Source organism: Marinobacter sp. ANT_B65 (assembly GCF_002407605.1).
GTDB lineage: Bacteria > Pseudomonadota > Gammaproteobacteria > Pseudomonadales > Oleiphilaceae > Marinobacter.
In genome coordinates, this window is sequence record NZ_NXGV01000002.1 from 532,671 (window position 1) to 545,805 (window position 13,135).

Annotated in this window: 14 protein-coding genes; 9 read left to right on the forward strand and 5 right to left on the reverse strand. The window is 52.9% G+C overall.

Annotated features, from left to right (window positions below):
- Window positions 1-232 precede the first annotated feature (232 nt).
- The gene (locus CPA50_RS12555; protein ID WP_227519630.1) at window positions 233-1,177 is read left to right on the forward strand and encodes a ketopantoate reductase family protein; all 945 of its coding nucleotides are present in this window, start codon (window positions 233-235) and stop codon (window positions 1,175-1,177) included.
- Here CPA50_RS12555 and CPA50_RS12560 read toward each other — a convergent pair.
- The 3 genes from CPA50_RS12560 to CPA50_RS12570 form a co-directional block, all read right to left on the reverse strand.
- Entirely contained in the window at window positions 1,174-2,220 is a 1,047-nt protein-coding gene (locus CPA50_RS12560; RefSeq protein ID WP_096782846.1) for a peptidoglycan -binding protein, read from the reverse strand. The genes CPA50_RS12555 and CPA50_RS12560 overlap by 4 nt on opposite strands.
- Window positions 2,217-2,945 carry a MotA/TolQ/ExbB proton channel family protein gene (locus CPA50_RS12565; RefSeq protein WP_096782847.1) on the reverse strand — a complete coding sequence of 243 codons (729 nt, stop codon included), beginning with the start codon at window positions 2,943-2,945 and terminating at the stop codon, window positions 2,217-2,219. The genes CPA50_RS12560 and CPA50_RS12565 overlap by 4 nt, the downstream gene beginning before the upstream one ends.
- Window positions 2,946-3,084: 139 nt before the next feature.
- Window positions 3,085-3,768: a type 1 glutamine amidotransferase domain-containing protein gene (locus CPA50_RS12570; protein WP_096782848.1), complete on the reverse strand. Its 684-nt coding sequence runs from the start codon at window positions 3,766-3,768 to the stop codon at window positions 3,085-3,087.
- 204 nt (window positions 3,769-3,972) lie between these two features.
- On the opposite strand from CPA50_RS12570, the gene CPA50_RS12575 reads away from it, so the two are divergent.
- From CPA50_RS12575 to CPA50_RS12585, 3 genes are read left to right on the forward strand one after another with little or no spacing between them, the layout of a single operon-like run.
- Complete coding sequence (locus CPA50_RS12575; protein ID WP_096782849.1) at window positions 3,973-4,725, forward strand: transporter substrate-binding domain-containing protein; 753 nt, start codon at window positions 3,973-3,975, stop codon at window positions 4,723-4,725.
- A 52-nt stretch (window positions 4,726-4,777) separates the two neighbouring features.
- Window positions 4,778-5,578, forward strand: a complete 801-nt coding sequence (locus CPA50_RS12580) for a substrate-binding periplasmic protein (RefSeq protein ID WP_096782850.1) — start codon at window positions 4,778-4,780, stop codon at window positions 5,576-5,578.
- 46 nt (window positions 5,579-5,624) lie between these two features.
- Window positions 5,625-6,050 (forward strand): hotdog fold thioesterase, encoded by a 426-nt coding sequence (locus tag CPA50_RS12585; RefSeq protein ID WP_096782851.1) that lies wholly within the window; start codon window positions 5,625-5,627, stop codon window positions 6,048-6,050.
- A gap of 32 nt (window positions 6,051-6,082) precedes the next feature.
- On the opposite strand, the gene CPA50_RS12590 is transcribed toward CPA50_RS12585, so the two are convergent.
- Entirely contained in the window at window positions 6,083-7,045 is a 963-nt protein-coding gene (locus CPA50_RS12590) for a GGDEF domain-containing protein (RefSeq protein ID WP_096782852.1), read from the reverse strand.
- Between the two features lie 144 nt (window positions 7,046-7,189).
- Here CPA50_RS12590 and rarD point away from each other — a divergent pair, with 144 nt between their 5' ends.
- Window positions 7,190-8,080: an EamA family transporter RarD gene (gene rarD, locus CPA50_RS12595; protein ID WP_096782853.1), complete on the forward strand. Its 891-nt coding sequence runs from the start codon at window positions 7,190-7,192 to the stop codon at window positions 8,078-8,080.
- 3 nt (window positions 8,081-8,083) lie between these two features.
- Here the strand turns inward: rarD and CPA50_RS12600 are convergent, their stop codons facing one another.
- The gene (locus CPA50_RS12600; protein WP_096782854.1) at window positions 8,084-8,965 is read right to left on the reverse strand and encodes a LysR family transcriptional regulator; all 882 of its coding nucleotides are present in this window, start codon (window positions 8,963-8,965) and stop codon (window positions 8,084-8,086) included.
- A gap of 95 nt (window positions 8,966-9,060) precedes the next feature.
- Between CPA50_RS12600 and CPA50_RS12605 the strand changes: the two genes are divergently transcribed.
- The 4 genes from CPA50_RS12605 to CPA50_RS12620 all read left to right on the forward strand — a co-directional run bounded on the left by CPA50_RS12605 (window position 9,061) and on the right by CPA50_RS12620 (window position 13,105).
- Window positions 9,061-9,930 carry a cation diffusion facilitator family transporter gene (locus CPA50_RS12605; protein WP_096782855.1) on the forward strand — a complete coding sequence of 290 codons (870 nt, stop codon included), beginning with the start codon at window positions 9,061-9,063 and terminating at the stop codon, window positions 9,928-9,930.
- Window positions 9,931-9,940: 10 nt separating this feature from the next.
- Window positions 9,941-10,156 (forward strand): DUF3565 domain-containing protein, encoded by a 216-nt coding sequence (locus CPA50_RS12610; protein ID WP_096782856.1) that lies wholly within the window; start codon window positions 9,941-9,943, stop codon window positions 10,154-10,156.
- Between the two features lie 72 nt (window positions 10,157-10,228).
- Entirely contained in the window at window positions 10,229-11,905 is a 1,677-nt protein-coding gene (locus CPA50_RS12615; protein ID WP_096782857.1) for a methyl-accepting chemotaxis protein, read from the forward strand.
- A gap of 153 nt (window positions 11,906-12,058) precedes the next feature.
- Window positions 12,059-13,105, forward strand: coding sequence for a TRAP transporter substrate-binding protein (locus CPA50_RS12620; protein ID WP_413772164.1), 1,047 nt, complete (start codon window positions 12,059-12,061; stop codon window positions 13,103-13,105).
- The last annotated feature ends 30 nt before the right edge of the window (window positions 13,106-13,135 follow it).

Genomic DNA, 13,135 nt, shown 5'->3' on the forward strand with positions numbered 1-13,135 from the left:
ACTGCACGCGATGCGAAAAGACGTAAAAATCCGGACGGAGCTCTCCGGTTATCTGGAGAAAGGTGAAATTCGGCCGGAAAAGACCACCAAGGTCTTTGAATTGGTGCGTGAAAGCAGGAGCGTCAGCTCTGTGATAAATTTCACACCATCTGTCTGATGAGCTTGGGCTGTGGATACGAAGAATCTGTAATGTGATTTCTTCGGGACGAGTGGATAAAGAGGCCTTTTTATTATGCTGAATATACTCATGATTGGCGCCGGGGGGATTGGTGGTTATTACGGCGCAAGGCTGGCTGAGGCGGGACACCGGGTTGTGCTTACGGCTCGTGGCGAGCATCTTGCTGCCCTGCAGAAAAAGGGCCTGACCGTTCACTACGAAGGACGAGTGATGGAGTGCCAGGTGCCTGCTGTTGATCACACAACCCTGGTGCAGAACTATCAGTCTGGCGATTTTGATGTGATTGTCATTGCTCTCAAATCCACTGCGACAAAAGCCGTGCTGGATGAGCTAAGCCCCTGGCTGGGGCAAAGTGATGTGTTGGTTTTGTCGTTGCAGAATGGAGTAGATAACGAACCCATGATTGCCCGGGCACTTGGTGAAAGCCGTGTTCTGGGTGGGTTAGCGGTACGTATTGGCGGCCATATTGTTGAGCCAGGAGTCGTGGAAGCCGAAGGCGTTGCCCAGATTGTTATGGGTGAGTGGCCTTCTGTACCAGAGGCACAGGATGCCCGGCGCCCGGTACTGGAAATCCTGCAGAATGCTTTTGACAAGGCAGGCATTCCTGCAACGGTTTCAGACAACATTCGCTACGAGCTATGGCGTAAGCTTGTGATCAATAATGGTGTTAATCCGATCTCTGCATTGACAGGTCTGGATACACAAAGCCTGACCCGGCACCCCCGGTTCAGCCACGTTGTGTACGGCATGATGGCAGAGACTGCCGCTGCTGCAAAAGCTGATGGACTTGAGCTCAGCAAGGACGACGTTGACGAGATGTTCGCCCTGATCAGCAGCTTTAACGCGATCAAAACCTCCATGCTGGTTGATAAAGAAAAAGGCCGCCCCCTGGAACTGGACAGCATCGCGGGGGCTGTACTCCGCCGTTCTGAAAAACTCGGTATTGATGCCCCCTACACAATTACCGTCAATGCCCTTCTGGAACACGGGTTGGGCTAGCGGTCCGTCAGTTTTATTTCTATGCGCCGGTTTTTCCGCAAGGCTGCCGGCGTGGCACCATCTGCTACCGGGAAGAACTCACCAAAGCCTGCTGCCACCATGCGGTTTTCGGGCACGCTCCGGGCAGCCAGGTAGCGCACGACTGCCACAGCGCGAGCAGTTGACAGTTCCCAGTTAGAGGGAAACTGCGGTGTGTTGATGGGAATCAGATCGGTATGGCCATCAATGCGCAGAATCCACTCAAGATCTGCGGGGATGGTTTTGACCACCTCCAGCAACACTTTGGCCAGTTTGTCGAGCTCCTGCTTACCTTCCGGGCCCAGGCGGGCGGAACCGGATGCAAACAAAAGCTCGGAAGGCAAAAGAAAACGATCACCGACAATGCGGATGTTTTCATTGGCGGCCAGGATGTCTCGCAGCCTTGCGAAGAATTCAGACTGGTACTGTTCCAGTTCGTTGACCCGCTCAGCCAAAAGAGTATTGAGGCGTCTGCTGACATTTTCCAGTTCCCCCTCTTTGTCTGCCGTCATTTCTTTCTGCAGCTTGAGTGCAGCGGTTATTTGTTGCAGCTGGTTCTGGAGTGATGCGATCTGACTGGACAGTTGCAGGATCATGTTCTGCTGGCTGGCAGAGAGTTCATCCTTGTCGTCCAGCTCCTGATTCATGTTCGCCAGCCTTTCTGCCCGGGCTTCGGCATCAGCGGTCTGCTGCATTAACCGGTTGCGGGAAGCCTCCAGGCGTTGTTGCAGTTCTTCATTTTGGGCCAGGCTGTCGCTGAAGTTGTTCTGAACGGAGAGCATTTGCTGCTCCAGGGCTTCTGTTTTGCTTTGTTCCAGCCCCAGGAGTTGAGAAATTTCGCTCAGCCTCTGGTTCAGGCGAGCCAGTTCAGAATTACGGTCAGAAAGGGTCTGCGACAGGAACAGCTGGCTGACTACATAGATCAGCAGCATGAAGATAACCAGCATTAGCAGGGCGGAGAGCGCGTCTACGTACCCTGGCCAGACGTTGGTGGTGCTCCGGCTTCGGCGTCTGGATCCGATCATGGCTGGCGTTCGTCGCTGTTAAAGGGATCGACCAGATTGGTGACGCCGGTCAGCCATTCTTCCAGTCCGTCATAAAACCTGTTCTGGGCATGCCCGGCCTGGATATCGAGAAAGCCCAGTATCAGAGAGCCGCCAAGACCGAGCAGCGATGAGCTGAACGCTGTACCCATGCCCTGCAAGGGCGTTAACAAGCCTGTCTGAAGGTTTGCAAACACCTTACCAAAATCACCCTGGCCCATATCCAGATTGGTAATTACCTCACCAACCGCATTGATGGTGCCCAGCAAACCCCAGAATGTGCCCAAAAGTCCCAGAAAAACCAGAAGGTTTATGAAGTATCGGGTTATTTCCCGTTGTTCGTCCATTCTGGAATGAATGCCATCCAGAACTGTGCGCAGTGAAAGGGTTGAGAGGGTAAAGCGGTCCCGCTTGGATTCTTCGCCCAGCTGTCGCGCCAAAGGCTTGAGCAAACGGGGCTCCTCCAGCACAGACAGGCCGGAATGTCCGGTGCGGAACTGGGAGATCCAGCGCAGTTCGGGAAACAAGACAAATACCTGGCGATAGGTCAGGCCAATGCCGACAAACAGGACCCCGACAATCAACAGGTTGAAGACCCAGTTTGCCATAAATGCAGTTATCAGGGGCTTGTGGACCAACACGCCAACAATCGCAACAATCGCGAGGAAAAAGGTCATCCAGAAAAGGGTGTGTTTTGGATTACTCATGAAAAAGGCCAGCCTCTTGAGATGTTCTTCAAAACGTTAGCACAGACTGGCGCATGTTGGTGCTTAATTGGCGGGAGATTACATGAGTGGCAAGCCCCTGACGGGGCAAGGGGCCGCGCCAGGGGGTGGGCTGTGGATTTCAGTCTTCCTGTAAAGCCTGAACCACTGCCTTGGCAGCACCCTCGGATGAGGCCGGGTTCTGCCCTGTAATCAGCTTTCCATCCACCACAATATGTGGCGCCCAGTCGTCGCCCCTGGAGTAGGTGGCGGTATTTTCCTTGAGCATGTCTTCGAGCAGGAAAGGTACGATCTTTGCTAGGCCAACGGCTTCCTCTTCGCTGTTGCTGAAGCCTGTCACTTTCCTTCCCCCAACCAGGTTCTGCCCTGGTTTGATCTCCACGTTTTTGAAGACCGCTGGCGCGTGGCAGACAGCACCAATGATCTTGTCCTGTTCGTAGGCGGCTTTGATCAGGGCAATCGATTTATGATCGTTGACCAGATCCCATAGTGGACCATGACCACCCGGGTAGAAGACGGCATCAAACCCGTTCATATCAACATCACTCAGCTTTTTCGTGCTGGCGAGTGCTTCTTTGGCGCGAGCATCCGCCTGAAAGCGCCGGGTAGTTTCTGTCAGGGCCTCTTCCGCCTCGCTGTTGGGATCAACCGGAGGCTTGCCGCCTTTTGGCGACGCAATGGTAATGTCTGCGCCTGCATCGCGGAATACGTAGTAGGGAGCGGTGAATTCTTCCAGCCAGAAGCCGGTTTTATGGCCGGTATCGCCCATCTGGTCGTGAGACGTCAGAATCATGAGGATTTTCATAGTGCCGGTCCTTTTCGTTGAGGAATTGGAATCACCTGTTTCATCGGACTCGATACCTTTCCTTGTGCTGCCAGCCCGGTAATTCAACTGTTGAGACTGGCTTCTTTTTACGCAGTCAGACCTTACACAGATCTGTAAGCGTCTATACTGTACACATGTCACAGCCATGTGTTCGTTTGAAACAGTGTTCAGAGGCAATAGACAATGCGAGGACTGATTGCCATTTTGCTTTCGGTGATGGCGCTTTCTGCGAACGCTCAGCAGGGAACGGAGACCATTCCCGCCCTTACGGTTACGGTAGGGGCCAATCATGCACCACCGTACCGGATTGTTAATGGTGGTGAGCCGTCAGGCCTCCATGTAGATATTTTCCGGGAAATCACGAAACGGATGGGGTGGAATACCCATTATCGGGAGGCTCCTTTCCGGCGGGTTCTGAAGATGATTCGCCTGGGTGAGGTAGACGTCGCGCTTGGAGTGCTGAAAACCCCGGAAAGGGATGAGTTGATGGAGTTTGTTGTGCCGGCTTTTCCGCCGGAACGGAGGTTATTTCTCTACGCCAGAGACTCCGACCGTATTGAGCGTTATGCGGATCTTTACGGTAAGACGATCGGAGTGATGGAGGGGGCCCGTTTCTTCAAGAGGTTTGATAATGATGAGCGGTTGCGTAAAGAAGTCGCGCCCCGGTATGAGAATCTGCTTCTGATGATGGAAAAAGGTCGGGTTGATGTTGTTATTGTCCCTGAACTTGTAGGCTTGTATACGGTCCGAGAACTAGGGCTGTCGGTTAAGGTGTCGCCCTTCTTTGTACCTGGGAAACGAACCTGGATTGCTGTTGCCAGGACATCACCTGTGCTGGAATATTCAGACGACATGCGCGCGGCGTTCAAGTTGATAAAAGCGGAAGGTATTTACGAAGATCTGGTGCTCAAGTATATGGACCAGTACGCTCTATAATCCACTAAGGCAAAACAGGATGATAGGTTACTTGTCAGGCTTAAGGAAAAATATGACTGCCACTGTCTGCAGGCTCTTGCCCGTCCTGCTGGTTCTGATCGCTTCTGGTAAAACAGATGCATCAACGTCGTTTTGCAAAACGCTGACAGTGAGTGGCAACCCAGAGTATCCGCCACTGCTGTGGGAGGAACCCCGGACGCCTGAGACTCTGACGGGTGCAGCAACAGCTTATCTGCAGGAAATTCTTGAACCCCTTGGAGTGACGCTGGATGTCCAGAATCTTGGTTCATGGGCCCGGGTACAGCGCGTTGCCAGAATGGGTGAGATTGATATGGTGGCCGGAGCTTTCATTAATTCAGAACGTATTGAGTACATGGATTATTTATTGCCTCCTTTCACTCGCCTTTCTGCTGCGGTATGGGTGCCCAAGGGGAAGGAGTTTGAATATCGCCACTGGCCGGATCTGAGTGGCAAAATAGGTGGCACGCTGATCAATAACAGTTTCGGGCAAGGCTTTGATCGCTATGCTGAACAAAATCTGGAAATTGTCAGCGTCAGAACCATAGAGCAATCCTTTGAAATGGCCCGGGCTGGTCGCCTTGATTATGTTTTGTACGAGCGGCTACAGGGGCAGGTAAAGCTTCAGAGGCTTGGCCTGGAAGACGAATTTGTTCCCCTGGATGTGCCGGTCAGCACTGAAGGGCTTTTCTTTGCGTTTTCCAAAAAATCAGAATGTAACACCTTCGAGTTCCGTGAACTCATTGCAGACCGCCTGTATACATTGAATAATTCAGGCCGTCTGGCGGAGCTTATCAGTGAATTTACCGCTCGTTACATGTCTCTGCAGCTATAGCGACTGCGGAATATCTTTTTAAACCCATCAGAGAGTTTCTATCAGTATGGCAATCTGGACCCGTAAACCGGACCTTGAAAATTTGGCTAAAGCCAGCGCCAACACCGCAGTCAGCCACATGGGTATCGAGTATACCGAGATTGGTGATGATTATGTGAAAGGCCGTATGCCGGTTGATGAGCGCACAGTCCAGCCTTTCGGGATCCTTCATGGGGGCGCATCGGTTGTGCTGGCAGAAACATTGGGCAGCATGGCTGCCAACTGTTGTCTGAAAGATCCGGGTACTGTTGCAGTAGGGCTTGAAGTTAACGCTAACCACATCCGTCCGGCTACTAAAGGTTGGGTTTATGGCACGGCCAGGGCCGTCCATATTGGCAGCGCGACTCAGGTGTGGGAGATCCGTATGGAAAACGAAGAGGGTAAGACGACCTGTATTTCCCGTCTGACAATGGCGGTGACAAAACGACGGTAAGTCCTCTTGTGTGGCCCCGGGTCAATCAGGAACTACGGAGAAAGGTGTACCTTGTTCCGGCCCCGTGCTTTTGACAGGTACATGGCTTCATCGGCTCGTGACAGCAGTGCCTCAAGCCGGTCGTCGTCAGCCGACAGCATAGCAACACCAAAACTGGCGGTTGGGTGAAGCTCAACCTGCCGGTATTGAATCTGCAGTTCCTGCAGCAAGAAGCGTAACCGTTCAGCCAGTTCCATAGCCTGATCCTGAGAGGTGTCTGGCAGCAATACGCCGAACTCTTCGCCGCCAATGCGTGCAGCAATATCGGACTCCCGGACTTTGGCCAGCAGCATGCTGCCAACCATTCTGAGAACCGCGTCTCCTGCTTCATGGCCGTGGCTGTCATTGATCTGTTTGAAGTGATCCAGATCGAACATGATAGCGGCCATGGACGTCTGATGCCGGCGAGCCTGTTTGAGGAATTGATTCCCGAACTGGAAAAACGCCCGGCGGTTATTCAGAAGGGTAAGTTCATCCTGCAAAGAGGCAGCTTCCGCTTTGTGCTGGGCATCTTGCAAAGCAAGTTCCATATGCTTGCGATCGGTGATGTCTGTGGCGATTTCCAGACGGACCAGCTTCCCGTCAGTCCACTCAATGGCCTGGTCCCGACACTGATACCAGCGTTTATCAACCTCATTCTGAAATTCCCAAACATGGGGGCCAGTTGCCTCCCCATGGCTGTTTATGAGCAGATGGTTTGTGCAGAAACTACAGGGGCCATCATTGTTCTGCAGAACTTTCCAGCACTTCTGAGCTTTCTGGCCTTTCTGAAAATCGCCCCAGACGTTGCTTCCATAAGCATTCAGATACAATATCTCGTGTGTATCGAAATCTGAGACGTACACCAATGCATCAAGATTATCGAGGATCGTCCGAAGCGCTTTCGTAGCCAAAGAGGGTTCGGCAGGATCAAGGCTTTGGGCATGAATGAGATGCCCGGGATCACGAGTCGTCATTGGCGTCAGTTTTGGGGGATGTTCCTGGCAGTATAGCAACGATTGATCGAACGGGAGCAATCCGGATCAAGCGATATTACTCAGGCGTAACCCCCATCCGGTATGTTAAGTTCAGCGCAACAACATAATTAGAACGCTACGTATATGGCCGATCAGGAAACCAGTAAAGGTGTTGCATTCGGGGTGTCTGCCTACACTATGTGGGGCTGCTTTCCGCTTTATTTCGCCTTGTTTGATGGTGTGCCAGCATGGGAAGTGGTGAGTCACCGGGTGCTCTGGTCCTGTGTCTTTCTTGCAGTTGTTGTTACCTTGCTGAAGCGTTGGCAGCCCGTAAAAACGGCTCTGGCGCGTCCTAAAAAGCTCGGTTTTGTTCTTGGCTGTGCAGTACTTATTGCAGTTAACTGGGGTGTTTACATCTATGCGGTGGAGTCCCGGCAGGTGCTGCAGGCCAGTCTTGGCTATTTTCTGACGCCCCTGGTTAATGTCGGGTTAGGCATGCTTGTGCTCAAGGAAACCATATCCCGCCTGCAGGTGCTGGCTGTGGTGCTGGCTACCATTGCAATTCTTTACCAGCTGTTTCTGTTGGGGGTAGTGCCCTGGATAACACTTGTGCTGGCATTCAGCTTCGGAACCTATGGCCTGCTTCGCAAGCAGGTTGCGCTGGATGGGCTTTCAGGCTTGTTCGTGGAAACACTTCTTTTGCTGCCAGTGGGGATGCTGGTGCTTGCGGCATTAAGTTATGCAGGGGTATCCCATTTCTTTGAGACTACTGAATCCACTCTTCTGTTACTTTCCAGTGGCATTGTAACCGCAGTTCCTCTGTTGCTTTTTGCCGGAGCGGCGCGCAGATTGCGGTTGTCGACTGTCGGCTTTCTTATGTATATCAATCCCAGTATTCAGTTTCTGATTGCGTTACTGGTATTCAATGAATCCCTGAGCCCGGAAAAACTGATGAGCTTTGTCATGATCTGGGTGGCGCTGGGACTGTATTCGTGGTCGGCCTGGGCCGGGCGTTCCAGGCTTGCTGCACGGTAAACCCTATTCTACCGTTTCCAGATACTGTTCCAGTTCCGTGGCCAGCCATCCCAGCACCGCGCCGCCCTGTGCCTGTTCGGATTCCAGTACGCTGAACACCTTCCACCAGCGTGCGCTGCGGTGGTGAACAATATTGAGTTTTTCCTGCCTCAGGGCATCCGCAATCAGAGGCAGGGGAAGGTCGGCCCAGCCGGCACCATCTATTACCGAATCCCGGATCAGTTCGTATTGGGTAAAGGCCAGGTAGTTGGCCGTTTCCGGAGATTCAGCTTCCAGCCTGTCGTTCTGCATAAAGGCCAGAGTGACTTCGGTATAGCTGATGAGATCGTCTTGAGTTACCCGCTTGAGCTGGCTAAGTGGGTGATCCGGTGCGGCGACAGTGAGCATGCGCACATCTGCGAGTTCCCGAAACCACTGGTAGCCTTCGCTCACCAGAGCAGGCATAAGGCCGTAGGCTACATCCACGGACTGGTTTTTGACCAGGGGAGGGAGCTCCCGCGGCGTCGCCAGATAAACAGAAAGGCTGGTCTGAGGAAAGTGGATTTTGAGCCTGCGCAGAAGGTCACGCCATACGGGTTCAGGGATTGAATCGTCCCGGGCTATCCGTAAAACGGATTCTGCTCCGCTAAGGTGATGCTGGCAGCGTGCGAAAATCTGCGTTGCGACCTGATCAAACCGCCGGCAATCCGTAACTATGGCCTGGCCGATGGTTGTCAGTTGTAACTGGTTACCGCTGCGCTCAAACAGTGCTACTCCAAGCTCATCTTCCAGCGCCGCCAGGGCGGTGCTGACAGTAGTGCGGCTCCTGTTGAGCTCCCGGGCTGCCGCGGCGATAGTGCCGTTGCGCACCACCGCCAGGAATACCCTTACTTGCGATGTTTTCAACAGCTCTCTCCTTGGTGACGGTTTTTCCGTCGGTCACCGACTTATATATGCCAGGTATGCCGCGATAATATGCTGTTAATTCACGGGAGATCAAAATGTTTAAGTCTATAGCGCGGGAAAATATGGCGCTGAGTTTGTCTGCGGTTGCGGCCGGCCTGTTTGCTCTGGCCGGAATTACCTGGGGTTTATGGATTGATTCGCTGGTTATCCTGTTTGATGGCGCCTACTCACTGGTGAGTCTGATGTTGTCGCTCCTGTCCTTATACGCAGCAAGGGTTGTGCGCCGCCCGGCCAGTAAAGAATATCCGTTTGGACATGGTGCCGTTGAGCCTTTGGTCATTGCCATCAAAGGGCTGGTAATTACGCTGGTGTGCTTGTTATCTCTGGCATCGGCGATTGCTGCGATGCTTGAGGGAGGGCGCGCTGTCAGTGCCGACAGGGCTCTGGTTTTTGCTTCTGTAAGTGTTCTGGGCTGTGCCGCGGTATGGGTATACCTGAATTGGGCGGAATGTCGTGAATCTTCCGGCCTCCTCGTTGCCGAGAAACGGCAGTGGTTTATGGATTCGGTACTTAGTGCAGCAGTGTTGCTGGGATTCGGTATTGCCTGGTGGCTGGAACAGAGCGCCTGGTCTGCCTGGGCTGTGTATGCCGATCCGGTGATGATGATTGTTATTTCTGCCTACTTCATACTTGTACCGATAAAAATGACCGCTGGTGCGGTGCGGGAGCTTATGCTGGCAGCGCCTTCGGCAGAGTTTGCCGAAGAGGTTCATGAGGCGCTCCATTCTGTAGGTCTTGCTCCGGAACAGGTGAAAATGGCCAAGGTTGGCCCGAGCCTGATGATGGAAATCAGCCTTCCTGCCAACTGGCCCGGGCACTCAGAACGTCTGAAAGGGAATATTTTAAGGCATCTGGAAGACCTTCCCGTACGCCCGGCGATTTTCATGCGCAGACTTATCCGTTAACTGGGGTGTTATGAAACAAGCGATAACCGGGTACCACAAAGATGAAGAGGGTCATTGGGTCGCCCGACTTGCGTGTGGCCATAATCAGCATGTGCGTCATACCCCGCCATGGGTGAACAGGCCCTGGGTGACCAGCGAAGAGGGGCGGGGTTCCATGCTTGGCTTTGAACTTGATTGCCGGAAATGTGATGACGGTGCAGATCCCGATGTTGTGCAGAATAATTGACAGGTTTGCTCAAGATCATTCAGATTTTGCCGATACAGTCTGAAGACAATGCCCCCTTGAGGATTTGGCGTAATGAATTTTTTGAACCACCTGCATATACGAACCCGTTTGCTACTGGCTGTTCTGATACCAGTGCTTGTTACAGCCGCGACTGTAGCCTGGATTTCAGTCAGTCAGATACAGGCTAATGGAGAGGCAGAGTTACAGCGCCTTGAATCCAGTCTTCTGGATGCCCGGAAACTGGGCCTGAAAAACCTGATTGATGCCGCCAAAGCGGTGGTTCTGGAAGCGAAAAATAATCCGGCACTGTCTGAAGACGAAGCGAAGGCCCAGGCAGCGTCCCGCATACGTGCCATAAGGTTTGAAAAGACCAATTACGTTTTTGCATACACGCGGGACGTATACAACCTTGCCTATGCTCCTGATCCTTCAAAAGAAGGTCCGAGCAGTAACCCCAGGCTCAGAGGGCTAGTAGAGGATCTTTTCAGTGCAGGGGCATCCGGAGGTTACTACGGTTACGACTGGATGAATCCGGCATCCGGTAACGAAGAGCCCAAGGTGTCCTACTCCACGATTATCCCGGGGTGGGACTGGATGATTGGATCGGGTGTCTACATTACCGATATTGATCGAAAAGTCGCGGCTGCCCGCCTGGAAATCGAAGAAAATATCGTTTCAACACTCGGCTTTATCCTGCTTGTTACCGCCATCGTTGTGTTCATCTCCTTGGTAATAGGTGTTTTGGTTGGCCGCACAGTAACCAGGCCCTTGAGAAACGTCAGTGAGATGATGAAGGAAATTGCTGATGGAGAGGGTGACCTGCGCCAGCGTTTACCGGAAGAAGGTACGGATGAAATTTCGGAGTTGGGTCGTCGTTTCAATGCCTTTGTTATCAAAATCCAGACGACTATCCGGGAGGTCGGTGCGACAACGGATCAGGTGGCATCTGCTGCTGAAGAGTTGAGTCGCGTAGCGAATGAAACGCGGGCATCTGTGCAGGAACAAGGGTCCGAAACAGACCAGATTGCCTCTGCAATAACTGAGATGGCAGCAACCATTCAGCAGATTGCCGGTAACGCCAGCGAAGTTGAAAGTGCTGCATCGGATGCAGACCGGATGGCCCGGGATGGCGGCGAAACCATTGCCAGTGCGCAGGGCGCTGTAAACAAGCTGTCAGAAGAAATTCAGGAAAGTGCTGTCAGTATCAATGCTCTGGCTGAAAAGTCAGACGATATCCAGAGGGTCCTGGATGTGATCCGGGCGGTCACTGAACAGACCAATCTGCTTGCACTGAACGCGGCAATTGAGGCTGCCAGAGCAGGTGACCATGGTCGCGGATTCTCGGTAGTTGCAGATGAAGTGCGCCAGCTTGCCCGGCGCAGTGCGGAATCTGCAGATCAGATCCGTGAAATGATCGATGGCTTTGTGAGCGAGACCCGCTCGGCGGTTGAGCGGATGAACAGCTCCCGGGACCGATCATCTGAAACAGTGGAGCGGATTAACCACGCGACGGGCGCCCTGACGACCATTGAGAAATCCGTCGGACAGATTCACGATCAGGTTACCCAGATAGCAACCGCGGCAGAGCAGCAAAGCCAGGTGGCGGACGAAATTAATCAGAACGTGGTACGCATTGTTGATGCAGCACAGCGCAGCGATACAGGTGTTACTCAGACGAATGAGGCCAGCCTTGAGTTGGCACGACTGGGTGAAAGTCTGCGGGATCTGGTGAGCCGCTTTAAGGTCTGATTCAGGCATTACAGGTTCTGTATGCCTGAATACGATAGAACAACTCTTGGCGCAGGGTGTCATCACGGGCTAAGATTATGGGCGCTTTTGCGATAAAGATATAACATAACAACACGATAAATGGTGCTAACGATGATGACTCGTCTTTTCAGAATGGCCGCGGCGACGCTGCTGTTCTCTGTTAGTTCGCTCGGCATAGCCGCAGAAAACTACACTCTGCGCCTTGCGCAAACCTGGGGGCCCAACTCGCCAATTCTTGGGGAAACCACCGAGAACATGGCAAAAATGGCCGAAGAAATGTCTGGCGGACGCCTGAAAATCCGTATCGACAGCTCCAACAAGCATAAAGCGCCTTTTGGCATTTTTGATCTGGTGCGTAATGGTCAGTACGACATGGGACACACGGCCTCTTATTACTACAAGGGCACCATTCCCAATGCGATGTACTTCACCACAATACCCTTTGGCCTGATTGCGCCGGAAATGTATGCCTGGTTTTACCACGATAAAGGCATGGAGTTGATGCAGAAGGTCTACGAACCATACGGCCTGCTCTCCTTTCCTGGCGGTAATACCGGCAACCAGATGGGCGGCTGGTTCAACAAAGAGATCAACTCTGTAGAGGATCTCAAAGGCCTCAAAATGCGCACCCCGGGGTTTGCGGGTGAAGTAATGGCCGAGCTTGGCGTAGCAGTAACCAACCTGCCTCCCGGTGAGCTTTACACGGCGCTTGAGCGCGGTACGGTTGACGCGGTTGAGTGGGTAGGGCCGGCTCTTGACTTCCCTATGGGCTTCCACCAGATTGCAAAGTACTACTACTCAGGCTGGCAGGAGCCAGGTGCGGAAGTACAGTTCCTTATTAACCAGAAAAGCTGGGATAAACTGCCGAAAGACCTGCAGGCAATTCTGCGCGTAGCCATGCGGACTGCCGCTTACGATATGTACATCCAGACCACTCACGACAGCGGTGTAGCCTGGGATCGTATGAAAGAAGATTATCCGGATGTAACGCACAAGACATTCCCACCGGAAGTTATCGAAGCGATGCGCGCAGCGACCAACAAGCTGCTGGCTGAAGCCGCTGCAAAAGATGAGCTGGCAAAGGAAATTATTGACTCTCATTTCGGCTACCTGAAACAGGTCCGTCAATGGACCAATATTTCAGATAAGGCCTATCTCGACAGCGTTGCTGGCGAATAAAACCTTCCAGAAGACCCCGGCTGCCTCAGC